Annotated in this window: 18 protein-coding genes; 16 read left to right on the top strand and 2 right to left on the bottom strand. The window is 50.7% G+C overall.

Annotation, left to right across the window (positions count from 1 at the left end; genetic code table 11):
- The first annotated feature begins 54 nt into the window (after nucleotides 1-54).
- The 15 genes from ftsZ (at nucleotide 55) to HQN79_RS03555 (ending at nucleotide 20118) form a co-directional block, all read left to right on the top strand.
- Complete coding sequence (ftsZ, locus tag HQN79_RS03485; RefSeq protein WP_173284306.1) at nucleotides 55-1455, top strand: cell division protein FtsZ; 1401 nt, start codon at nucleotides 55-57, stop codon at nucleotides 1453-1455.
- Between the two features lie 126 nt (nucleotides 1456-1581).
- Nucleotides 1582-1851: a cell division protein FtsL gene (ftsL, locus tag HQN79_RS03490; protein ID WP_173284307.1), complete on the top strand. Its 270-nt coding sequence runs from the start codon at nucleotides 1582-1584 to the stop codon at nucleotides 1849-1851.
- Nucleotides 1844-3850 carry a peptidoglycan D,D-transpeptidase FtsI family protein gene (locus HQN79_RS03495; RefSeq protein WP_238843417.1) on the top strand — a complete coding sequence of 669 codons (2007 nt, stop codon included), beginning with the start codon at nucleotides 1844-1846 and terminating at the stop codon, nucleotides 3848-3850. Before ftsL ends, HQN79_RS03495 begins: the two co-directional genes overlap by 8 nt.
- Nucleotides 3850-5502, top strand: coding sequence for a UDP-N-acetylmuramoyl-L-alanyl-D-glutamate--2,6-diaminopimelate ligase (locus HQN79_RS03500; protein WP_173284309.1), 1653 nt, complete (start codon nucleotides 3850-3852; stop codon nucleotides 5500-5502). Before HQN79_RS03495 ends, HQN79_RS03500 begins: the two co-directional genes overlap by 1 nt.
- 9 nt (nucleotides 5503-5511) lie before the next feature.
- Entirely contained in the window at nucleotides 5512-7014 is a 1503-nt protein-coding gene (locus HQN79_RS03505) for a UDP-N-acetylmuramoyl-tripeptide--D-alanyl-D-alanine ligase (protein WP_173284310.1), read from the top strand.
- A gap of 67 nt (nucleotides 7015-7081) precedes the next feature.
- Nucleotides 7082-8164, top strand: coding sequence for a phospho-N-acetylmuramoyl-pentapeptide-transferase (mraY, locus tag HQN79_RS03510; protein ID WP_173284311.1), 1083 nt, complete (start codon nucleotides 7082-7084; stop codon nucleotides 8162-8164).
- A gap of 14 nt (nucleotides 8165-8178) precedes the next feature.
- Nucleotides 8179-9555: a UDP-N-acetylmuramoyl-L-alanine--D-glutamate ligase gene (murD, locus tag HQN79_RS03515; RefSeq protein WP_173284312.1), complete on the top strand. Its 1377-nt coding sequence runs from the start codon at nucleotides 8179-8181 to the stop codon at nucleotides 9553-9555.
- A gap of 31 nt (nucleotides 9556-9586) precedes the next feature.
- Nucleotides 9587-10837 (top strand): putative lipid II flippase FtsW, encoded by a 1251-nt coding sequence (gene ftsW / locus HQN79_RS03520; protein WP_173284313.1) that lies wholly within the window; start codon nucleotides 9587-9589, stop codon nucleotides 10835-10837.
- 102 nt (nucleotides 10838-10939) lie between these two features.
- Nucleotides 10940-12031, top strand: coding sequence for an undecaprenyldiphospho-muramoylpentapeptide beta-N-acetylglucosaminyltransferase (murG, locus tag HQN79_RS03525; RefSeq protein ID WP_173284314.1), 1092 nt, complete (start codon nucleotides 10940-10942; stop codon nucleotides 12029-12031).
- A gap of 16 nt (nucleotides 12032-12047) precedes the next feature.
- Nucleotides 12048-12827 (top strand): SDR family NAD(P)-dependent oxidoreductase, encoded by a 780-nt coding sequence (locus HQN79_RS03530; protein ID WP_173284315.1) that lies wholly within the window; start codon nucleotides 12048-12050, stop codon nucleotides 12825-12827.
- Between the two features lie 202 nt (nucleotides 12828-13029).
- Nucleotides 13030-15078: a methyl-accepting chemotaxis protein gene (locus HQN79_RS03535; RefSeq protein ID WP_173284316.1), complete on the top strand. Its 2049-nt coding sequence runs from the start codon at nucleotides 13030-13032 to the stop codon at nucleotides 15076-15078.
- Between the two features lie 86 nt (nucleotides 15079-15164).
- On the top strand, nucleotides 15165-15956 hold the full coding sequence (gene lgt, locus HQN79_RS03540; protein ID WP_173284317.1) for a prolipoprotein diacylglyceryl transferase: 792 nt from the start codon (nucleotides 15165-15167) through the stop codon (nucleotides 15954-15956).
- 58 nt (nucleotides 15957-16014) lie between these two features.
- Nucleotides 16015-16848 carry a thymidylate synthase gene (locus HQN79_RS03545; RefSeq protein WP_173284318.1) on the top strand — a complete coding sequence of 278 codons (834 nt, stop codon included), beginning with the start codon at nucleotides 16015-16017 and terminating at the stop codon, nucleotides 16846-16848.
- A complete protein-coding gene (gene folA / locus HQN79_RS03550; protein ID WP_202984507.1) occupies nucleotides 16845-17360 on the top strand; it encodes a type 3 dihydrofolate reductase in 516 nt (171 codons plus the stop codon). Before HQN79_RS03545 ends, folA begins: the two co-directional genes overlap by 4 nt.
- A 277-nt stretch (nucleotides 17361-17637) precedes the next feature.
- Nucleotides 17638-20118, top strand: coding sequence for a methyl-accepting chemotaxis protein (locus HQN79_RS03555; RefSeq protein ID WP_238843418.1), 2481 nt, complete (start codon nucleotides 17638-17640; stop codon nucleotides 20116-20118).
- A gap of 9 nt (nucleotides 20119-20127) precedes the next feature.
- On the opposite strand, the gene HQN79_RS03560 is transcribed toward HQN79_RS03555, so the two are convergent.
- Nucleotides 20128-20916, bottom strand: a complete 789-nt coding sequence (locus HQN79_RS03560) for an iron chelate uptake ABC transporter family permease subunit (protein WP_173284319.1) — start codon at nucleotides 20914-20916, stop codon at nucleotides 20128-20130.
- Nucleotides 20917-20937: 21 nt separating this feature from the next.
- Complete coding sequence (locus HQN79_RS03565) at nucleotides 20938-21792, bottom strand: ATP-binding cassette domain-containing protein (protein ID WP_173284320.1); 855 nt, start codon at nucleotides 21790-21792, stop codon at nucleotides 20938-20940.
- A gap of 236 nt (nucleotides 21793-22028) precedes the next feature.
- Between HQN79_RS03565 and HQN79_RS03570 the strand changes: the two genes are divergently transcribed.
- Complete coding sequence (locus HQN79_RS03570) at nucleotides 22029-23009, top strand: zinc ABC transporter substrate-binding protein (protein ID WP_173284321.1); 981 nt, start codon at nucleotides 22029-22031, stop codon at nucleotides 23007-23009.
- Nucleotides 23010-23018: the final 9 nt, after the last annotated feature.

The raw sequence follows: 23018 nt of genomic DNA on the forward strand, positions 1-23018 counted from the left end.
GTAATTGGATTACAAAACGCAGTAAAAAGTTTCAGAAAGACAGAGGATAGAGACATGAAATTCATTTCAGAAGATGCAGCAAGCGATATTCGCGAAGCCGGCATGCCGGTAATCAAGGTCATAGGTCTTGGTGGCGGTGGCGGTAATGCCGTTAACTTTATGATGGAAAATACCATCGAAGGTGTCGACTTTATTGTCGCCAATACCGATGCGCAAGCTTTGGCGCACTCCCGTGTTGAGAACCGTATTCAGCTGGGAGAGAAAGGTTTGGGTGCCGGTGCAGATCCGGAGAAAGGTCGTATGGCTACCAGAGATTCGATGGAGGCCATTAAAGGCGAAATCGAAGGTGCGGATATGTTGTTCCTGGCCGCCGGTATGGGTGGCGGAACCGGTACCGGTTCTGCTCCGGTAGTGGCGCAGCTTGCACGTGAAATGGGGATTCTGGTTGTCGGTGTTGTCAGCAAGCCTTTCTCTTACGAGCGTCGCGGTGCGGCAGCTCAGGCGGGTATCGATGAACTGACCCAGCATGTCGATTCTCTGATTACAATTCCGAACGATAAGTTGCAGGAAATCGTTGGTGATGATTTTACGCTAAGCAACGCTTTCAACTACGCTAACGAAATTCTGTTGAGCGCGGTCCAGGGGATCACTGAGTTGGTTACGCGTCCGGGTCTGATTAACGTTGACTTTGAAGATTTGCGTACCGTTATGTCCGAGCGCGGCATGGCGTTGATGGGTGTCGGTTATGCGACCGGTGACGATCGTGCCATCAAAGCAACGAAAAAAGCGATTGCCCACCCTCTGCTTGACGATATCGAAGTGTCTGGTGCAAAAGGGATTCTGATCAATGTGACCAGCGGGCCAAATCTTACAATTAGTGAATTCAATGCGGTTGGTGACGTAATCGATCAGGTTGCGGCTCCGGATGCTAAAGTCATTATCGGTAACTCTCTGGATGAGAGCATGAATGATGAAATCCGTGTTACGGTTGTTGCAACAGGTCTTTCACGTCGTGAAGATACCGCTCCTCAGCCGCAGCAGATGCGTAATATGGGACTTAACAGCGCGGTGAATCAGATGCAGCAGTCTGCACAGCATTCAACTCAAGCGACTCAGGAACAAGCGGCGCCTGCTCAGCCGTCTCACCAGCAGCCGAATTACACCATGCATCAGAGTTCATCTGAAATGAACTACTCCGTACAACCACAACAGGCTCCGCAGGCTGTTCAACAACCGGTTCAGGAAGCTGCGCCAGTTGCTCAGCCGGTTCAGATGTCTGCCGACAGCTATAATACTCAGGCCAGTACGGCTCAACCTCAGAGTGGCGCCATGACTATGCAGGACGTTGAAACTCAGGCGGCTGCACAAACAACAATGGCCAGTCTGGTAAATGATAAATACGGTAAACGTGATCTGTTGGACATTCCGGCTTTCCTACGCCGCCAAAAAGATTAAAAAACTGCTGTAAATCCCGCCCGGTCAAGTTCCTCTGTCTGCTTGGCCGGGTCTTTAGGAGGATTGATGTCTCAATCGTCGAAGCCCGCAAACTTGAGTTATTCAAAGTCTGGTGGGCTTTTTTTATTGATTTTTTTAGTCCTGTTTTTGCTTGCTTTGCTGTTCGGCAATATCTATTTGTCGCATCAGATCAGAGGCATTCAAAAAGAGTATTACAAAAATGTCGACCAACTGGTGGCGGCACGGCACGAGTGGGGGGAGTTAATGCTGGAAAAAATGCACCTGACTTCACCGGCCAATGTCGAGCGCATCGCCAAAGAAGAGCTCAAGATGGTCAGTAGCCAGAAGCAAAAGCAGACGGTCTATATTGTCGATAAGGAAATGGATAGTGAATAGATTTCTAAACCGGGAAATTGTGATCTTTTTTCTTATCGTGATGATGATGTCGGCTCTGGTTGCCAAAGCTTTCATTACCCAAATCGTTAAAGCGGACGAATATCAGGAGAAAGCCGACGACCGGCATATCCGCAGTTATAACGTCCCTGGTGTCCGCGGTCAGATTTACGACCGAAATGGCAACTTGCTGGCAATGAGTACGCCGATGGTTGCGGTGGAGTTGGATCCGAAACAGATCGTTAAGAATGAAGCCAATTATCACGAGTTTTTACAGCTTATCGAGCTGAAAAACAACCAGCTTCTGCAGCGGGCGCGCGAGAACCGTGATCGTAACCTCAGTTTTATCCGCTATATCAAAACCCCTGAGCTTAAAGAGAAGATCGAACAGCTTGCTTTACCCGGTGTCCATATCAAAAAAACCGAGCATAGTTATGTCTCCGAGTATCAAGGTCAGCAGCGACAGGTTTCGGTAAAAAAAGAGTACCACTCACTGTGGATCAACGAGAAAGAACTGGATCGCATTATCTATACCTTTGACCGTCTGGCAAAGGTTTTAGGCATTTCTGCCAGCGAGTTGCGCAAGCGCGCCTATGCCAATCAGAAACGCCGTCATATGTATGTCAAACGTAGTCTGACGCCGGACTTTAGAGACAAGGTCGAAGCGCTTCGTCTGCCGCATGTCTATGTCAGTACCGAATACAAACGCTATTACCCGAACGGCGAAAGCATGGCAAATCTTCTCGGCTACACGAATGTCGACGGTAAGGGAATCGAAGGGATTGAGCTGGCGTACAACAAACATCTAAGCGGTCGCAGCGGCAAAAAAATTGTCGTTAAGGACGTTAAAGGTAATGTTATCAATCTGCTGAAAACCAAAAAGCAGGAGCAGGACGGTAATCCTCTGGTGTTGAGTATTGACCAGAATATCCAGTATTTGACCTATAAAGCGTTGAAACAGGTGATGTACAAGCATCAGCCGAAGAGCGCCAGTGCGGTGGTTTTGGATGCCAAAACCGGCGAAGTTCTGGCCATGGCCAGTCTGCCGAGTTTCAATGTAAATGATACCGCACAGCGCCGAGGGCCGGGTATTCGCAATCGCGTCGTCGCCGACGTGCTGGAGCCCGGCTCGACTATGAAGCCGTTTGTTATTGCCAAAGCGCTTGACGAAGGGGTGGTTGACCTGCAATCGAAGATTGATACCGGCCGTGGTTTTATGCGCGTTCAGGGCAAGCTGATTAAAGATACCTCACGCCACGGCGTACTGACGCCGGAAGAAATTATTCAGAAATCCAGTAACGTCGGAACCGCCAAGATCGCTTTCCGCATGCCGGCGGAAGTTCAGTACGACCTGTTCAAGCAGCTTGGATTCAAAGAGGGAACGCATACTTACCTGCCGGGCGAGACGGCGGGGCGTCTTAAAGATGTTTCGCGTTGGAGCGAGATCGATCAGGCGACAACTTCGTACGGTTACGGTTTGAGCGTTAACCTGCTGACACTGGCGCGCGCCTATACGGTTTTCGCCAACCAAGGGCGTATGCTCGACGCGCATCTGTTCAAAATGGGCGAAAACGAGGTGCCCGCCTCGACACCGATATTCAGTCCGCAGGCAAGCCAGAAAGTTCTCGATATGATGAACAAGGTGGTTGCACCCGGCGGTACAGCTCCGCTGGCCATGATTCCGGGGTATCAGGTTGCCGGTAAAACAGGAACGTCGCATAAAGTATCCCGTCAGGGTGGCTATGAAGATAACACCTATCTTTCGCTTTTTGCCGGAATGGTTCCGGCTTCCGATCCGGATATGGTAATGGTTGTTGCGGTTAACGAGCCTTCGCGCGGTAAGTATTACGGTGGTCTGGTAGCGGCTCCGGTCTTCAAGGAAGTTATGCAGAATGCTTTGCGTTTGCGTAAGGTGAAACCGGACTGGCAGGAGCTGCCGAATCTGCCTTTGCCGGCTTCTGATCCGCGCTTTGCCGGTCAGATAGCCCGAGGGGGAATGTAGTGAAGTCGCTCGACGAATTGAGTGCCTATCTCCAGCAGAAAATGCGGCTGGAGCAGTTTATTCATTCTCACGAGGATGCATCGCAGACGGAACAGTTGCCGGAACTGAGTTCCCTGACCAACGATTCCCGTCAGGTTGGCAAGGGAACGGTGTTTGTCGCTTTGCAGGGGCAACGCAGTCACGGACTGGATTACTTGTCTCAGGTTGTCGAAAAAGGGGCGGCCGTAGTTCTGGCTGACCGCTTGCCGTCGGAATCCGAGCGCGATCTGTGCGCGCAGTTGCAGGTAGACTTTATCTATTGCGACGACTTGGTGCATGAACTGGCCGGATTGGCGGACTGGTTTTATGACTCGCCGAGTTCCAGACTGAAAGTAATCGGAGTTACCGGCACTAACGGCAAAACATCGACGGCATTTTATTGTGCGCAGATGTTGCAGAGTCTGGATGTCAAAGTCGGTCTGATCGGTACTCTTGGATACGGTGTTTTCGGACAGTTGCATAAAGGGGTGAATACCACTCCCGATGTGTTGCAAGTACATCGCCTGCTGGCGCAGTTTGTTGCTCAGGGTGTGAGCTATGTGGTGATGGAAGTCAGCTCGCATGCGATTGAGCTTGGCCGGATTGCTAAAGTGCAGTTTGCGACTCTGGCATTGACGCAGGTCAGCAGTGATCATCTCGATTTTCACGGTTCTCAGGAAGCGTATGAAGCGGCTAAAGTAAAACTGTTTCATGACTTTCCGGCTGAGCACAAAATATTGAATCTGAATGATGCGGTTGGGCAATCTCTGGTTAACCGCTGTCATCCGTACTGCATCAGACAGCACGATTGCGTTTTCTGGGGCTATCAGCTTAAACATGCTGAGCTGGAGGATGAGGTGCAGCCGAAAGAATGGCTTAATCTGTGCGTCAATCTCGGTATTAATTTGCAGCTCTCTCCTCAAGGAATGACGTTTACATTGTTGCATGCACAACGCAAGCTGCCGATGCATGTTCCTTTGCTTGGCGCTTTCAATGCCGAAAACCTGCTCTGCGCGCTCAGTTGCGTAATGGCCAACGGTTTTGAACCGGATGAAGTCGTCGAAGCGGCCAGAACTGTCGAATCTGTGGAAGGCCGGATGCAGATCGTTCACCAGCGTCCAACGGTTGTGGTTGATTTTGCGCATACTCATGATGCACTGGAAAAGCTGCTTGAATCGGTTCGTCAGCATCAACAGGCGGCGAGTGATGCTCAGAAAGATCCGTTTTATATTGATAAAGGCATCCATGAAGGACAGGTTTGGGTGGTGTTCGGTTGCGGCGGAGATCGTGACCAAAAAAAGCGTCCGTTAATGGGGGCGGTTGCCGAACGCTGGGCAGATAAGGTAATCGTGACATCGGATAACCCGCGCAACGAGGAGCCGGAAAAGATTATCGAGCAGATTCTGCAGGGAATGCAATCGCCGCAACAAGTCGATGTGATCGTCGATCGAAAACAGGCTATCGAGGAGGCTTTACTGCAGGCAACTCGAGAGCACAGGGATAATAATTTGGTCGTCATCGCCGGAAAAGGGCATGAGGATTATCAGGAAATAGCCGGCAAACGCTATCCGTTTCACGATGGAAGTGTGGTTAAGGAGTGGTTTGCCGACAAATCATTGACCAATAAGGTGTAAGGGTAAATTTTGCAACAGGATTTTTTTTGGACTGACGCACAGTTACAGAGTGCGGTCGAAGGAAAAAGGCTGAACCCGCAAGCCGGAACCAGAAGTTTTAGCGAAGTGGTTACCGATTCGCGAGAGGTGACACAGCAAAGTCTGTTTATCGCTATCTGCGGAGAGCGTTTTGATGCCCATGAATTTCTGCAGCAAGTGGTGGAGGCTCAGGCCGCGGTGATTCTGATTTCGCAGGAGGAGGCTTGGCAAACGCTGACCGAAGAACTTTCCGATGATCAGCAGCCGGCAGTCATTTTGGTTGCCGACACGCGTCTGGCGCTTGCTGCCTTCGCTCGCTGGCACCGCCAGCAGATGCCTTTGAAAAAACTGATTGCGATTACCGGAAGCAACGGCAAGACCAGTAATAAAACCCTGCTTGCGGAAATCTTCTCTAAAGCGGGCAGAACGCTGGCGACACAAGGCAATCTCAATAATGATTTCGGGGTTCCGCGGACGCTGTTGCAGATCCGCCCGCAGGATGAATATGCCATTATCGAAATGGGCGCGAATCATCCGGGAGAGATTCGTTACCTGACGGAAATTGCCAAGCCGGATATGACGTTGATTACCAATGCGGCGGGTGCGCATCTTGAAGGATTCGGCAGTTTACAAGGGGTTATCGACACCAAAGGCGAAATTGTCGAAGGACTGGATCCGCACGATGGGGTGGCGATTTTCAATCATGATTCGGCGGGGATCGAGGATTGGCTGAAAAAATGTTCCGCACTCGGAATAGGCAAGGTCGGGCTGTTTGCCAAAGAGTCTCAGGAAACCGTAACACTGCCGAATGTCACTTTCGGGGAGGTCGAGACACTTAACCACGGAATCGAATTCGTTCTAACCGCCGAACTTGCTGATGGCAGTCGTTTTTCGGATAGAGTTCGTATGCCGGTTCTTGGCGAACACCATGCGGCTAACGCCGCTGCATGTACTCTGCTTGCACTGTGGGCGGGCGTGGCATGGGATGCGATTAAAGCCGCGATTGAGACATACGGCGGCGTGCCGGGGCGTTTGCAAAAAACACAAATTCGTTGCGGTTATTTGCTGGATGACAGTTATAATGCCAACCCGGAATCGATCAAGGCTGGATTAAGCGCTTTGATGACGCTTCCAGGCTGCCATATCGCCTGTATCGGGGCGATGGGTGAGCTGGGCGATTATAGCGTTCAAGCGCATCATGAAGTGGCAGAATATGCGGCCCATATCGGTCTTGACGCTTTATTGGTTTATGGCGAGGCCGCACAGGATATGCCGCGGGTTTTTGCCGCCAATACGCATGCATCGCCGCGCATCCCGAATATATTCAGTGCCGCTTTTCTGGAGCACGACAGCCTGAACAGGAGCCTCAACGAACTGGTGAACAAATGGTTTGTCGAGGACGAAGTGTGCCCGCAAATCAACATTCTTGTTAAGGGATCGCGCAGTTCCCAAATGGAAACGATCGCCAACGCCGTACAGCAAAGCTGGGGTTAAGAATTCAGGTCTTCCCGGAGACGAAACGGGAAGGCGAAAGATATCAATATATTAAAAGAGTTTTCGAATGCTAGTTTATCTGACCGAATATCTGCAACAGTATATTTCCGGTTTTGCCGTATTCAGCTACATCACGATGCGCACTATTATGAGTGTGCTGACCGCGTTGCTGTTGTCATTCATTATCGGCCCGGGAATGATTCGCTGGTTGACACGCCTTAAGGTTGGTCAGGCGATTCGCAGTGACGGCCCACAGACCCATCTGGTCAAAAAAGGGACGCCGACCATGGGGGGAACCATGATTCTGTTTTCGGTCGCGGTTTCTGTCATTTTGTGGGGCGATCTGACCAACCATTACCTGCTGATTGTGACTTTGACCATGCTGGCGTTCGGCGTGATCGGCTTTATCGACGACTATAAGAAAGTCGTGTACCGCGATCCCAAAGGAATGAGCGCCAAGCACAAATATCTTCTACAGTCGTTGATCGGCTTTATTGCCGCTTATGCGTTGTTTGCAATGGCTACGGTACCGGCCGAAACTGATCTGCTGATTCCGTATATGAAAGACACCGTAATCCATTTGGGTGCCTGGACGATTCTGCTCAGTTACTTTGTGATTGTCGGGACTTCGAATGCGGTGAATCTGACCGACGGACTGGATGGTTTGGCAATTATGCCGACGGTGATGATTTCGGGCGCTTTAGGCGTATTCGCTTATCTGTCCGGCAACGCAGTCTTTTCCAACTATCTGAATATTCCTTACATTCCCGGGGTCAGTGAAATCACGATTTTTGCGGCTGCGTTGGTCGGTGCCGGACTTGGTTTTCTCTGGTATAACGCCCATCCGGCGCAGGTATTTATGGGGGATGTAGGCTCATTGTCAATCGGCGCGGCGCTGGGCGTTATGGCGATCGCAGTCAAGCAGGAACTGGTGCTGGTTATTATGGGTGGAGTGTTTGTCGCCGAAACTCTGTCGGTGATTTTACAGGTTGGTTCCTACAAGTTGCGCGGAAAACGAATTTTCCTGATGGCGCCGCTGCACCATCATTTTGAGCAGAAAGGGTGGCACGAGTCGACCGTCATTGTCCGTTTCTGGATTGTCACGATTATTCTGGTGCTGGTCGGTTTAGCCTCACTGAAAATTCGATAAAGGGATAGCATTAGATGATTTTAGTCGCCGGTTTAGGGGTTACAGGTCAGTCGGTATTACGCTTTTTGCAGGTGCAGAAAGAAGCCTGCTGTGCTTTTGATACGCGCGTTGATTTCGACTGCTCGGCGCTTCAGGAACAGTTTCCCGAAGTCTCCTTCGCGACCGGAGAGCTGCCAGCAAAATGGCGTGCGCAGATTAAAACACTGGTATTGAGTCCGGGGATTGCCGTACGCGAGCCTTGGGTGCAGGAACTGGTTGCCAATGGCGTGGAAGTCATCGGTGATATCGAACTTTTCGCACGGGCTGTCGGTGTTCCGGTGGTCGCCATTACCGGGTCGAACGGTAAAAGTACGGTAACGACTCTGATCGGCGAAGTGTTGCGAACGGCCGGTTTCGAAGTTGCTGTGGCGGGCAATATTGGACTGCCAGCCTTGGATGCTTTGCTTGACGATGTCGAATACGAAATTTACGTTCTGGAGCTGTCGAGTTTTCAACTGGAAACGACTTATTCCCTGCACTGTATTTCTGCGACGGTTCTGAATATCAGTGAAGATCATATGGACCGCTATGATGATCTTGCCGCTTATGTGCATGCCAAATACAAAATCTTTTCCGATACCGAGCTGGCGGTCTTACCGACGGATTTGAAAGACCTGACTTCAATAAAAGACCGAATTGTGCGTTTTGGACCGGGTGTCCCGCAGAGCAATCGCGATTACGGAATTATTGAGATGGATAATCAAAGATTTCTTGCCAAAGGAGAGGAACCTTTGATCAATACCGCGGAAATGTTGTTGAAGGGTAAGCACCATCAGCTGAATGCTTTGGCGATGATGGCGTTATGCGAACCTTTCCAGATTTCCAAGCAGGTCTTCTCGCAGGTGCTGACGAATTTTGCCGGTCTGCCGCATCGCACTCAGCTGGTTGCCGAAGTCAACGGTGTGCAGTGGATCAACGATTCCAAAGGAACCAATGTCGGTGCAACCCTGACGGCGCTGGAAACTTTCGGCGCCGAGATCGACGGGCGTATTATTCTGCTGGCCGGAGGTGTCAGCAAAGATGCGGATTTTTCACCACTGACGGAAGCGGTGCAAGAGTTCTGTTCGGCGGTTATTCTCTTCGGACGCGATCGCGGCATTATCGAGCAGGCGCTTTTACAGAACGGTTTTGATCAGATTAAGCAGGTTGAAACGCTGGCGGATGCGGTTTCGCTCGCTGCCGGCCTGGTCGAAAGTGGCGATTGCGTTCTGTTTTCACCGGCCTGCGCCAGTTTTGACCAGTTTTCGAATTATGTCGAAAGGGGTGAGGTCTTCAAGCGTATTGTCAAAGAGCAGTTTGCCATGAGCAGTGTTCCTCCTTCGGCAGCTGTCGAGAACGCTCAGAATCTATAGTCCGATTAGTTTGATATGGAGGCGTATGGCCATGCAGAGAGCACAAAGCAATCAGCCTAAAATTGACCTGACGCTGGTCGGACTGCTGGGAACGGTGGTCTTTATCGGGTTGGTTATGCTGTTTTCCGCATCGATCGCCTACGCCGAAGAACGCTATGCGAACGAATTTTTCTTTGTCATTCGCCAAACCATCGCTTTGGGACTGGGGTTGGTGGCGGCCTATGTTGTCTATCAGATTCCGCTCTCGACCTGGATACACCGACGGGGCGGGTTGCTTCTGCTCAGTCTGCTGCTGTTGGTGGCGGTACTGATCGTCGGGATGGAGATTAACGGCTCCAAGCGCTGGCTGCCGCTGGGAGTGTTTAATTTTCAGCCCTCGGAGTTGATGAAGTTTTCGGTCATTGTCTTTATGGCCGCTTATCTGACTTTGCACAAGAGCGAAGTTTCCGAAAGTTTTACTGCGGTTCTGCGACTGGCGCTGCCTTTCGGATTTATGGCGCTGTTACTGATTCTGGAACCGGATTTCGGGAGCGTCATGGTCATCACCATGATTATTGTCGGCATGCTGCTGATATCGGGCGCGCCTTATCGTTTCTTTGTCTATACCATTATTCCGATGATCGGGATACTGGCGGCACTGCTACTTCTTGAGCCTTACCGAATTGCGCGATTGACCTCGTTTTTCGATCCCTGGCAGGATCCTTACGGGACCGGTTACCAGTTGATTCAGGCGATACTGGCGCAAGGTTCCGGTGGCTGGACCGGTGTCGGTCTTGGCAATAGTGTGCAGAAAATGCTCTATCTGCCGGATGCGCATACCGACTTTATTTTCTCGATTTTTGCCGAGGAATTCGGTTTTCTCGGCGTTCTGGGGTTGGTGGTACTTTATCTGGCGGTGATCTATCGCCTGTTCCGTATCGCCTATCAGGCCAAACAGGCAAATTATAATTTCGGTGCCTTGTATGTGTATGGCGTCAGTTTCTGGTTTGTTCTGCAGGTCGGGATTAATATGGGCGCTAATCTTGGGGTGATCCCGACCAAAGGTTTGACGCTACCGCTGTTCAGTTACGGCGGCAGTAGTATGATTCTGTTTTTGATCGCGTTTGCGCTGGTGTTGAAAGTCGAGCATGTCTCGCGTTTCTATCCGGATCCGAAAAACAGCGACGACTACGACCTGAAAACCGATCAGGAATTTGCCGCTGAAGATGAAGAAAAGAAAGCCGAAAAGGCGGTCAAGAAAACACGCAAAGTGCGCAGAGAGCCGAAAACACGAGCTGCTTAAATGCCGTTTTTAACCGCACAAGCCAAGCCTGTAAGCGCTTGGCTTTTTTGTGTGCGATCTGTTTAAATTGAGCCATTTCAAAGAGTATTCAAGAAGCGAGCGATGAGTTCAGAAAAGAGTAAAAAAGTGATGGTGATGGCCGGTGGAACCGGCGGGCATGTTTTTCCCGGCATTGCCATTGCGCATGAATTGCAGAAGCATGAGGTGCAGGTCCACTGGTTAGGAACTGCTGGAGGTATGGAGAAGAACTGGGTCGAGAATGCGGAAATTCCGTTTTCACAGATTCAGATCCGCGGGCTGCGCGGCAACGGGCTTCTCGGGTGGATTAAAGCGCCTTTGAATGTGTGGAAGGCGTATCGGCAGGCAAAAAAAATCATGCAGCAGCAGCAGCCGGATCTGGTTCTGGGGATGGGCGGTTTCGTCTGCGGTCCCGGCGGGCTGGCGGCAAAAAGTCTGAAAATACCGTTGGTTCTGCATGAGCAGAATGCGATTCCCGGATTGACCAATCGTTTGCTGGCTAAGTTGGCCGATCTGGTCATGCTGGCGTTTCCGGTGGCTAAGGACAGTCCAAAACAGTTTTCCGCCAAGGCGAATTGTAAACTCTTCGGGAACCCGGTTCGAGAAGGCCTGGAACAGATTGAAACTCTGAAAGCTGATGAACCTTGCCGGTTGCTGGTATTAGGCGGCAGTCGCGGCGCTCAGGCGCTGAACCTGACGGTGCCTCAGGCTCTGGCCAAATTGCCTGAATCGGAGCGACCTGAGGTCCTGCATCAGACCGGAGAGAAAACCCTCGCCGAAGCGAAAAGAGCTTACCAGGAAGCCGGCGTGGATGCGCAGATAGTGCCTTTTATCGACGATATGCAGCAGGCGTATCGCAATGCGACCATGCTGGTGTGCCGTTCCGGCGCACTGACCGTCAGCGAATTGATGGCCGTTGCCCGTCCGGCGATTATGGTGCCTTATCCGCATGCCGTAGATGATCATCAGACGGCGAATGCTCAAGCGCTGGTGAATCTCGGCGGTGGCCAGATCATTTCTCAGAGTGAGTTGACTGCCGACACTCTGCTGGCGGCTTTACAGCCTTGGTGCGCAGATGGCAATAAACGCGCGGTCGCTTCGGTAAGAATTCGTAAAGAGGCCTCGCAACAGGCGCGCGAACAGATCACCGCCGAGTTGTTACAGCGATTGAAATAGAGTGTACGGAGGAGTTATGAAAGGATTAGCGGGTAAACGTGTTTTGATTACCGGTGCCTCAAGCGGGATTGGCGCCGGAATGGCCAGAGTATTGGCCGGGTACGGCTGCAAGCTGGTTTTGCATTACTGTCATAACCAATCCGGAATCGAGAATACGCTGGCGGACGTCGAAGCGTTCGGCGCCGAGGCCGACGTATTTCGTTGCGATTTCACCCGTCTCGATACGTTGGAAGCTTTTTTTGAACAGGCATGGGATCGATTCGACGGGCTGGACGCGCTGGTAAATAATGCCGGGATTGTTTCCAAGGTGACGGCGCTTAAAGACCCCAAAGGCGAGCAGTTCAATCAGACGTTGGCGGTTAATCTGCAGGCCCCTTATCAGTTGAGTTGTTGTTTTGCGCAAAAGTGCATCGCGGCGAAACAGCCGGGTCGAATCGTTAATAACTCCAGTATCCACGGCCAGCAGACCTGTGAATGGTTTTCCGCCTATGCGGCTTCCAAGGCTGCATTGGACGCTGTGTCTAAAGTTCAGGCGGTCGAGTGGGGGCAGTACGGTATCAACGTCAATGTTTTGGCACCGGGGGTAGTGCCGGTGGAGAGAACCGATCGAATCCTCTCTCAGGAAGAGATGAAGCAAAAATGGACGGGTGCAATGCCGGTTGGCCGCTATGGAACCACGCAAGAAATGGGAGAGGCGACGGCGTATCTTTTATCCGATTTGACTTCCTGGATGAGCGGCTCGGTTCTGACTTTGGACGGCGGTCTGATTGCCAGAGGCAATTATCCCCAGCGCTAAATAAAGTAATTGGTTTTAATATTATTTTCAGACGCCGCTATACAGCGGCGTTTTTTTATTTTGCGCGAACCCCTTATGAATAGAGGGTTTAAGGCATAAGTAGCTTTTTATGTAAGTCCGGGTTTAGTAAGTTTTTTAAAATTGGTCTATATTTTGCATTCAGTCATGTTAATGATGATTTTAAAAGTTAAGAGCGGCAAAAATGGATAAGTTACTTAAGAAATTAAGTCTTAAACAGAAAATGAAATTCGGTTTTGGTGTGATTTGGGCGGCACTGGCAATTATTACCATCCAGGCCGTCATAAATCTGTCAATGGTTCGTTCCAATGTCAATGAGCTGGTGACCAAAATCCAGCCACTTGAGAGCGCCTCGCAGGAGCTTGCAATTCAGCTTGAGCATAATATGACGCTGTTGAATGCTTATATCCTCAGCGGGAATTTGCAAGAGCTCCAGCAGTATCTTGATCAGAGCGACCATGCCGAGAAAAAACTGTCCAAGTTGACCGAGCAGCTTGAAGGCAACGCCTATTCACCGGAATTCATGGAGCAGGCGGAAATCATTAAGCAGGAACTGGACAAATTGCCACCTCTGGTTCTGCGTATTCAGCAGTTGCAGAGTTCACCGAATCAGAAATATCCGGCTTTTACCTATGCTCAGGAAAACGTCCTGCCATTGAGTCGTCAGATTCTGCAATCCCTGTTATTGATGCGCTATTCGGAAATGGAAGCGATCAGTGCGCAGCGACAGCAGAGCTTGCAGATTGTTCTGGAGATGGAAGCCGCCTGGTTGAATGTGGTCAGCAATCTGCGCGGTTATTTGGCATTTCGAAGTGATGAAATGGCGCAGCAGACCGAACAGTATCTGAACCGATTTCAATCCCAGTTGGAAAATCTTAAGGCTTATTCGCAAAAGCAGGATCTTATTCCGGGCGCGCAATTGACGCTTGAAGAAGAGATTGCTCTGGAGCAAATCGAACAGGCGTATGAAGATTACCGCAATAACTATATGACCCTCAAAATGATTCATCAGGGTGATCAATGGCGTCAGGATCTGGTTCTGATGGAACAGCAGATTCAGCCTATTTACAGTAACTTGTATGCCAGTTTCGAACGGATTCAGTTTTTGGCGCAGCAGCAGACCCGGGATTCCGGACAGGATGTCGCAATTGGAAGCCTGTGGAATATCTTTTTCCTGTTGCTGTTTTCGATTACTGGGCAGCTTATCGGGATGCTGATCTCCAGACGCGTGACTAAGGCGGTTGTTGAACCGGTCGAGCAGATCTCGAATGCGATGGGTGAAATTGCTCGCGGTTCGGGGGATCTGACCCAGAGACTACCGATTCAGAGCAGTGACGAGATCGGGGCTCTGGCGAAACATTTCAATCAGTTTATCAGTCGAATTCAAGTGTTGCTTGGTGAAATCAGCACCACTGTCAGTCAGCTGGAAAACTCGTCCGAGCACCTGCAGCAGATTACCGTTTCCATGAAAGAGGGGGTCGAGCAGCAGGCTAAGGCGACTTCCGGTTTGAATCAATCCATGTTGGAGATGACTCAGCAGGCGCAAAGCGTTGAGGATCATTCGAGCAACACTACCCGAGCCACCCAGCAGGCGACTCAACGAGTATTGGAAGGCGGCGAGACCGTTGTCGAGAGCGTACAGGAAATGGAGAGTCTGAGTTCGACCATGCAACAGATGATCGATTCGGTGACTCAGTTGCGCAAAGACGGTCAGTCAATCGGTTCGGTGGTGAATGTTATCCAGGAAATCGCCGAGCAGACCAATCTTCTGGCATTGAACGCAGCAATTGAGGCCGCGCGTGCCGGGGAACACGGGCGCGGCTTTGCCGTGGTTGCGGATCAGGTACGCTCGCTGGCCAAACGAACTCAGGATTCGACCAGCCAGATCGAAGAGATTGTCGACAAGATTCTTAAGGCGACTGAATCCACGGTGATTGTCGTCGGGCAGGGGCAGGATGCCGTGAAAAACAGTATGCAGACGGTTACCGAGTCGAAAAACACGCTGCAACCGGTAACGCTTCTGATGCAGGATATCAGTCAAATGTCCGATCAGATGCTGAATGCAGCGCATTCCCAGACGCAACTGGCGCAGCAGATCAATAACAATATTCATGAAATTCATCAAGTAACCGAGCGAGCTCTGCAAGGTGCCAATATGACACGACAATCGGGACAGGATCTGCAACAGCTCTCGCAGCGTCTTGAAGTGATCGTGGGACAGTTCAAGTTTTAACCGTGGAGCCGAGGTCAAATAAAGTTCACGATTCGTCAAACGTGTTTTGGTATGATTCCACTGAATTTTTAAAACTGAGATGATCTATGTGGGCATATCCTGAAATTGACCCGGTCGCACTGTCGCTCGGCCCTCTGCAAATTCACTGGTACGGTCTGATGTACCTGCTGGCTTTTGCCGGCGGCTGGGCGCTTGGTGTTTATCGCGCCAAGAGCCGTCCGCCGTGGAACGGTGAAATGGTCGGCGACCTGTTGTTTTACGTCGCTTTAGGGGTGATCCTCGGCGGGCGTCTCGGTTATGTTCTGTTTTATGATCTTTCCCATTATCTGGCGAATCCGCTCGACATTGTGCAAACCTGGAATGGCGGCATGTCATTCCACGGCGGTCTTATTGGGGTGTCGATTGCCCTGATCCTGTTTGCCCGCAAAACCCAGCAGTCGATTTTTGCAGTCGGTGATTTTGTCGCACCGCTGGTGCCGATCGGGCTGTTGACCGGAAGAATCGGCAACTTCATTAATGGTGAGCTGTGGGGCAAAACCACCGAGTCTTCGCTCGGTATGGCCGTTTACGACCCGCAGTTGCAGATGACAGTAGTGAAATATCCGACTCAGCTTCTGGAAGCATTGCTGGAAGGGGTGGTGTTGCTTATTATTCTGCTTTGGTATGCACGTAAACCGCGTCCTGCCGGAAGCGTCACCGGCTTGTTCCTTCTCGGATACGGGGTGTTCCGTTTCATCGTTGAATTCTGGCGTATGCCGGATGTCCAGTTGGGGTATCTGTTGTGGGGCTGGGTCACGATGGGGCAGATTCTCTCCACGCCAATGATCCTTATCGGTCTTGGATTGATGTGGTATAGCCATAATCGCGCTAAGACATAAAATCTTATGTCAATTCCCTTATAATGCTTGCCATGATTTTCGGATTTAGGGAAGTGTTATGAGAGCCTATCTTGATTTACTGCAGCATATATTGGACAACGGAACCGACAAAGGGGACCGTACTGGTACCGGAACCCGTTCGGTTTTCGGCTATCAGATGCGTTTTGATCTGCAAGAGGGTTTTCCGCTCCTAACCACCAAGAAACTGCATCTGCGCTCGATTATTCACGAGTTGCTGTGGTTCCTGTCCGGCGATACCAATATCAAATACCTGAAAGATAACGGGGTGCGGATCTGGGACGAATGGGCGACCGAAGAGGGGGATCTCGGCCCGCTTTACGGTAAGCAGTGGGTCGCCTGGGAGAAGCCGAACGGCGAAACTATCAACCAGATTGCTGAAGTGATCGAAACGCTGAAAAACAACCCGAACAGCCGGCGCATGATCGTCAGCGCCTGGAATCCTGCCGATTTGCCGGATGAGTCGATCAGCCCTCAGGAAAACGTTAAGCAGGGCCGTATGGCGCTGGCCACCTGTCACGCTTTCTTCCAGTTCTATGTGGCAAACAACCGTCTTTCCTGCCAGCTGTATCAGCGCAGTGCCGACACCTTTTTGGGCGTGCCGTTCAACATCGCTTCCTATTCGTTGCTGGTGCATATGATTGCTCAGCAGACGGGCTATGAAGTCGGCGATTTTATCTGGACCGGCGGTGATGTGCATCTGTATAACAACACTATCGAACAGGCAAAAATTCAGTTGCAGAGAGAGCCTTTGCCGTTGCCGAAATTAAAGATCGGTCGTAAGCCGGAGTCGATTTTCGATTACCGCTTTGAAGATTTCGAAATTGTCGACTATCAGTCGCATCCGCATATCAAAGCCGAGGTTTCGGTATGAACGAAGAGCAAATGAAACTCTCGATGATTGTCGCCATGAGTAAAAACCGCGTGATCGGACGGGATAATGATATGCCATGGCATCTGCCAGACGACTTACAGTGGTTTAAGAAAAATACTCTGGGCAAGCCGGTGATTATGGGGCGCAAGACGTTCGAGTCTTTGGGATGCCGCCCTTTACCCAAACGTGCCAATCTGGTGATCAGCCGTCAGACCGACTTGGATTATGCGGCTCCGGTTTATGCTTCCGTTGAGGCGGCTCTGCAAGACATTAAACTTGATCATCCCGATGAGGTGGTGATTATGGGCGGCGGGCAACTGTATGCCCAGATGCTGCCAAAGGTAGACCGTCTCTATCTGACGTTGATTGACGCCGAACTTGATGGTGACACCCACTTTCCGGATTGGACGCAAGCGGGGCAGTGGTTTGAGGTTTATCGCGAACACCATCCGGCCGACGAACGGCATGAGTACGCGTTCGATTACGTCATTCTTGAAAAGGCGGACACTTAACCTTTTATAAAATTCGAAGATGGATTGAGTCATTTTTAATCGAGGCGGCAAACGGCGAAAGTCGATGAAATGCCGCCTTTTTTATTTCCCCCGCCGCTTTTCATAACGCTTTCTTTAGCCCCGGTTTTTTCCCAGATTTATCTCCTGATTTTTCCCCCGATTTTTACTTATGCGGCGATATAGATGATTAGTGCTGATGGGTGTTAATTATCCAGAAAACCACTGTTAGAATGGGGAAACTATAAAAAATAATAATATCCAAGCTGAGGAGTGTTTAGTGTCCATTAAATTGAAAATGGCGGGGGCGATTATTGCCGCTTTGTCATTGTTATTTATCAGTAATCTCGCTACGCAGTTTCTTATAGCGCAAACCAATCAGGCGATCGATCGCATCGTCAACGAAAACGACAAAAAAGTCGCTCTAATCAATAGTTTGAAGCACAGCGCCGATGAACGCGAATTGATTCTTCTGGATATGGTATTGATTGAGGAAGAAGACGAGGGTTACGAGCAAAAAATGGACGGCTTTAAAAAAGGCTTGGAACGCACCGCCAAAGAAATTTTTGATATTTTCGAGGCTTTGAATGCCTCTAATCTGCAGCCCAAGGAAGAAGACATCTATCAGCGTTTGCGGACCAATGTCTCAGGAGCCAATCTGGTCTATGCCAGTTTCAATACCGCGATCAGTGAAGGCTTCCGTGAAGAGGCGATCGATATTCTGCATAACGAATTCCGTCCTAAATATAAAGATTTTGCCTCAATCGTCAGCGAATTCCTAGAATACGAAAACCAGCTGAATGCGACGGCCGTTACCGAGTTGAAACAGCAACAGAGCGACAGCAGTTTTTATCTGTGGACAGGATTGATTATCAGTATGCTGATGTTTGCCGTAGTCGGGGGGATTGTGGCGCGAAGCCTTCTGATTCCGATTAACGGTATGCGCAATACGCTGTTGTCCGTTGCCGAAAACGGTGATCTTAAACAGCGTGTAGAGATCAAGGGCAAAGACGAACTGGCCGAGACCGGGCAGGCTTTGAACAAGCTGCTGGAAACGGTTCAGCAATCAACGGACAGCGTCAATAAAGTACTGGTCGATATGGCGGCCGGAGATTGTTCCGGTCGAGTGGAAGGGGATCTGCGCGGCGACTTTGCTTCAATGAAAGAGCAGGTCAACCGCGGTGTCGAACAGATGTCGGCGGTGGTTCGGCTGCTGCAGACTACCGCGCACAATTTTCGCGAAGGCGTTTTGGAAACTGCCGACCATCGCTCGGTCAATCTTTCGGGCGCTTTTTTGGATGTGGTTACCGATCTGGATGCTTCGGCGCAGTTGATCCGCCAGACGGTCGATTCGATTTCGGACACGCTAGGGGATCTGGCGCGCGGGAACTTCTCGGTGCGCAATACCAAAGAAGTGGTGGGAGACTTTGTTCCCTTGCAGAGCAGCCTTAACCGCACTCTGAACGATCTGGAAAACTTTGTTAATGAAGTCTCGCAGGTTCAGGCAAAAATCAGCGAAGGCGATCTGACGCAGTTGGTGGAAGGTGTATATCAGGGCAAGATGGCGTTGCTCAAGGATTCACTGAACAGCTCTGTGCGTAATACCGCCAGTATGGTAGCCAAGGTCGGTGCCGTGACCGAATCGGTTGTTCAGGGCGTCAGCAATATGGCGGCTGGGAATGCGGATATTTCCGACCGGGTGCGCGATCAAGCGCAAGCACTGGTCAGCGCTTCGAGTTCCATGGAACAGATGACGCAGAGCGTGCGTCAGAATGCCGACAGTGCCCAGCAGGCCAATCAGGTCACGATTCAGGCGCGCGATAAGCTGACTAACGGTCTGCAATCGATGCAGCAAGCGCTTAAGTCGACCGAAACGATGGCGGAAGCGAATCAGAAAATCAGTGACATTATCACGATGATCGACAGCATCGCCTTCCAGACTAATCTGTTAGCCTTGAACGCGGCTGTCGAAGCGGCGCGCGCCGGTGAGCACGGACGCGGTTTTGCGGTGGTTGCCGGAGAAGTTCGCAATCTGGCTGCAAAATCGGCAGAAGCAGCCGGAGAGATTAAAAAGCTGATTGAGAATTCGGTGGCGATTTCCGAGCAGAGTAGTAATTATGTCGCGCAAACCAGTGATGCGCTGCAGGTGATTAATCATTCCATCGGCGAAATGGCCGAGATGATCGAAGATATTTCAACGGCCAGTTCCGAGCAGACGCAAGGTATTGAACAGGTTAACCAGTCGGTATCAAGCATGGATCAGAGTACGCAGCGTAACGCTTCGTTGATCGAACAGGCTGCCGAGGAAAGCCAGAAAGTGCTTGATAATGCGCATTCTCTGCAGCAGCAGGTATTGATGTTTAAGGTCGACTCTCAGGTACAGGCGCGAATGCTGAAAATCGCCGACTCCCGCAATGGTGAGCAATTCGAAAAAATGGTCGAAGCGCATCTGGCCTGGAAAGCGAAAATCCGCGCCTTTGTTGACGGAGAGAATATCGGCGTGAGTTACGACGCGGCGACCGACCATACGGCCTGTGTTCTCGGGAAGTGGTATTACGGTGAAGGGCAGGCGCTAATGCATCTGCCTTTGATGAAAGATCTCGGAGAAGAGCATATGCAGATGCACCAGGCGATTAAACGCGTAATGGATGCCAAGTCGATCGAAGATTATGAAACTGTCGATCAAGGGTTGGCCGACGTGGATCGCCAGAGCGAAAAAGTGGTTAATCTGCTTTACCAGTTAATGGATCAAGCAGATTAAAGATTAAGATTACTGTTTCTTAAACAGCAGCAGCCCGAAAATCAGGGTTGCCATCATTACGATTGCCGGGCCGGTTGGCAGGTCATACCAATAGGATCCGGCAATTCCTGTCAATACCGATAGCACGCCCAATATCAGACTCCAACCGAGCATCTGCTCAGGGGTGTGGGATAAGCGCCGTGCCGCTGCCGCCGGGATGATCAGCAGAGAGGTGACCAGCAGGACGCCGACCATTTTCATTGACAGCGCAATCATAAATGCCAGTAGCAGAATAAACTGTAACTGCACCTTTTTTACCTCTGTCCCCTCGACCTGCGCCAGTTCGCTATTAAGCGTGATGTTGAGCATATCCCGCCAGTGCTTCCAGTAAAACAGCGCGATCAGCACGCCGGTTACCGCGATCAGTATCAGGTCGTTTTGGTTCAGGCTCAGGATATCCCCGAACAGATAGCCCATAAGGTCAATCTGCACCGAGTCCTGCAGGCTGATCAGAATCAGCCCCAGCGCCAGAGAACTGTGCGCGAGGATGCCCAGTAAAGTGTCGGACGAAAGCTGCTGCGTATGGCTCAGGGTGAAGATTCCCCAGGCGATCAGCAGCGAGACGACAATGATCGTGCCGCTCAGATTGGTTTGCATGAGTAGCGCCAGGCTGACGCCGAGAAGGGCTGAGTGTGCCAGAGTTGCGCCGAAATACGACTGTCTCTGCCAGACGACAAAAACACCGAGCGGCGCGGAAATCAGCGCCAGCCCAATGCCGCCGATTAACGCCGTTGCCAGAAAAGGTGAAAACTCGAACATAGGGTACCTGTTTCCTTTATTTTATTTGCTATCGCTTTTTTGATCCGGGTGGTGCAGGTGTATATGACCGTCGCCGTGAGAGTGTCCGCAAACATGCGGGTTGTGGTGGTGTTCATACACCGCGATTGCCGGGTCATGTTCGCCGAACAGCGTGATGAAGTCTTCGGATTGGCTGACTTCCTGCGGATGTCCGGAGCAGCAGATATGCCGGTTAAGGCACAGCACCTGATCGGTATGTTTCATTACGATATGCAGGTCGTGGCTGACCATTAAAATGCCGTACTGGTATTTATTGCGGATCTGATTGATGTATTGGTAGATTTCCGATTGCCCCTGAATATCAACCCCTTGTACAGGTTCATCAAGAACCAATAGCTGCGGTCGGGTACAGAGCGCTCTGGCCAGCAGAACCCGCTGCATTTCGCCGCCGGATATTTTCTGGATCGGTTTGTTTAATAAAGCCTGCAGGTTCAGGTCTTCGAGAATCTGTTGGCTGGAGATTGTGGTATCATCCGCATCCGGTTTTAAATTTGCCTGTTTTCCAAGTGCCAAAAATCTTTCCACTGTCATCGGCAGGGTTGGATCGATCTGGATCTTCTGAGGCATAAAACCGATGCGAAGATTCGGGCGGCGCCAGACCTCTCCGGAGGACGGTTTCAGTAAGCCTAACAGGATTTTCAGAAGCGTCGACTTACCGGCACCGTTCGGACCGATAAGGGTGATGATTTCACCGCGATGCAGTGTCAGAGAGATGTCTTGAAGGACGTCCTGGTCACCGAAGCTGTGACACAAATTGATGGCTTCGATGAGTTGCGTATTCTGTGAGGGTGACTTTTCGGGTTCAGCCGGCTCGCGTAAAGAATTTGCCTTATGCATTTGGGGTTTTGCTACCTTTTGCTAAACTGGAAGATTAATGAGTTGAACCGGTATTATCATAAACCGCTCTGGACTCTGGTTTGTGAAAGAGTAAGACATTATGTGGCATCAGAGAAGCATTTAAGGTGCTTTTTAGCTAATTTTGCTTGATCGCCGTTAAAAAACTCAAAGTAAGCCCGTAAGGGACGTGATGTGGTGCTCGGTTTTGCACTCTGCTTTTAAGGAATTTACAAAAAATGAGATTTGCCCGATTTTTTCAACTGCCTGTGCTTGTGACGGTTTCCTTCTTCGTCGTTCCCGTTCAGGCTTTACAAGTGACTGTAACGATCCCGCCTTTGGCCGGGATGATTGCGCCTCTGCTGGATGAAGACGACAATATTGAGGTTTTGCTCAAGCCTGGCGTCAGTCCGCACGGTTTTCAGCTTAAACCGTCACATCTGCGCATTCTGTCGCAGAGCGATTTGCTGATCACTGCCGGCAGTCCGGTTGATGCTTGGGTAAATAAATATGCGCAACGAGTTGAAGCCAATAAAATCCGTCTGGCGGATTTGACCAATGTCGAAAAGCTGCCTGTTCGCAAGGGCGGCCTCTGGGAAAGAAAACCGGGCAAAGCGGTTGTCGAAGACGAGCATGACGATCACGATCACCATGATCATCACGGGCACGATGAATTAAATTATGACGGGCATATCTGGATGTCGATGAACAATGCCCGTCAGGCGGTTCGTGCGGCTTCCGAGTGGCTGCAAAAGCAGCAGCCACAGAAAGCGTCCGCTTATCGTCAGCGCGAAGCGGACTGGCTGGCGAAGTTGGATCAGCAGGATCAAATGAATCGTCAACGTCTGCAAACCGTGCAGGATAAAGCGTTTTTTGTTCTGCATGATGCTTTTCAGTATTTTGAACATCATTACCAGCTTAAGGGCGTTGGTTCGGTGCGTCTTAATCCGGAGATTCCGCCAAGTTTGAAGCGACTCGCGGAGTTACGGGAAAAGATTCAACACAATCAGGTCAAATGTGTTTTTCAGGAACCGCAGTTTCCTTCAAAGCAGATGCAGCGTCTGACCGAAGGGACCGACACTAAAATCGGTTCTCTGGATCCGATGGGAACCAGTTATCTTTTAGCCGAGAAAGGCACAGGACCGCAGAAAAATTATCTGCTGTATGACCGTTTCAGTGCTTATCTGACCGACTCGTTCATGCAGTGTCTGGCGGATTAAGCGCAAAGG

The organism is Thiomicrorhabdus xiamenensis, from assembly GCF_013282625.1.
Taxonomy (GTDB): domain Bacteria; phylum Pseudomonadota; class Gammaproteobacteria; order Thiomicrospirales; family Thiomicrospiraceae; genus Thiomicrorhabdus; species Thiomicrorhabdus xiamenensis.

What these genes read in the sequence shown, in the direction of transcription:
- HQN79_RS03560 (WP_173284319.1), bottom strand. Translation starts at nt 20,916, where the DNA reads ATGTTCGAGTTTTCACCTTTTCTGGCAACGGCGTTAATCGGCGGCATT.
- ftsW (WP_173284313.1), top strand. Translation starts at nt 9,587, where the DNA reads ATGCAGAGAGCACAAAGCAATCAGCCTAAAATTGACCTGACGCTGGTC.
- HQN79_RS03535 (WP_173284316.1), top strand. Translation starts at nt 13,030, where the DNA reads ATGGATAAGTTACTTAAGAAATTAAGTCTTAAACAGAAAATGAAATTC.
- murG (WP_173284314.1), top strand. Translation starts at nt 10,940, where the DNA reads ATGAGTTCAGAAAAGAGTAAAAAAGTGATGGTGATGGCCGGTGGAACC.
- folA (WP_202984507.1), top strand. Translation starts at nt 16,845, where the DNA reads ATGAACGAAGAGCAAATGAAACTCTCGATGATTGTCGCCATGAGTAAA.
- HQN79_RS03545 (WP_173284318.1), top strand. Translation starts at nt 16,015, where the DNA reads ATGAGAGCCTATCTTGATTTACTGCAGCATATATTGGACAACGGAACC.
- murD (WP_173284312.1), top strand. Translation starts at nt 8,179, where the DNA reads ATGATTTTAGTCGCCGGTTTAGGGGTTACAGGTCAGTCGGTATTACGC.
- ftsZ (WP_173284306.1), top strand. Translation starts at nt 55, where the DNA reads ATGAAATTCATTTCAGAAGATGCAGCAAGCGATATTCGCGAAGCCGGC.
- HQN79_RS03530 (WP_173284315.1), top strand. Translation starts at nt 12,048, where the DNA reads ATGAAAGGATTAGCGGGTAAACGTGTTTTGATTACCGGTGCCTCAAGC.
- mraY (WP_173284311.1), top strand. Translation starts at nt 7,082, where the DNA reads ATGCTAGTTTATCTGACCGAATATCTGCAACAGTATATTTCCGGTTTT.
- HQN79_RS03570 (WP_173284321.1), top strand. Translation starts at nt 22,029, where the DNA reads ATGAGATTTGCCCGATTTTTTCAACTGCCTGTGCTTGTGACGGTTTCC.
- HQN79_RS03565 (WP_173284320.1), bottom strand. Translation starts at nt 21,792, where the DNA reads ATGCATAAGGCAAATTCTTTACGCGAGCCGGCTGAACCCGAAAAGTCA.
- lgt (WP_173284317.1), top strand. Translation starts at nt 15,165, where the DNA reads ATGTGGGCATATCCTGAAATTGACCCGGTCGCACTGTCGCTCGGCCCT.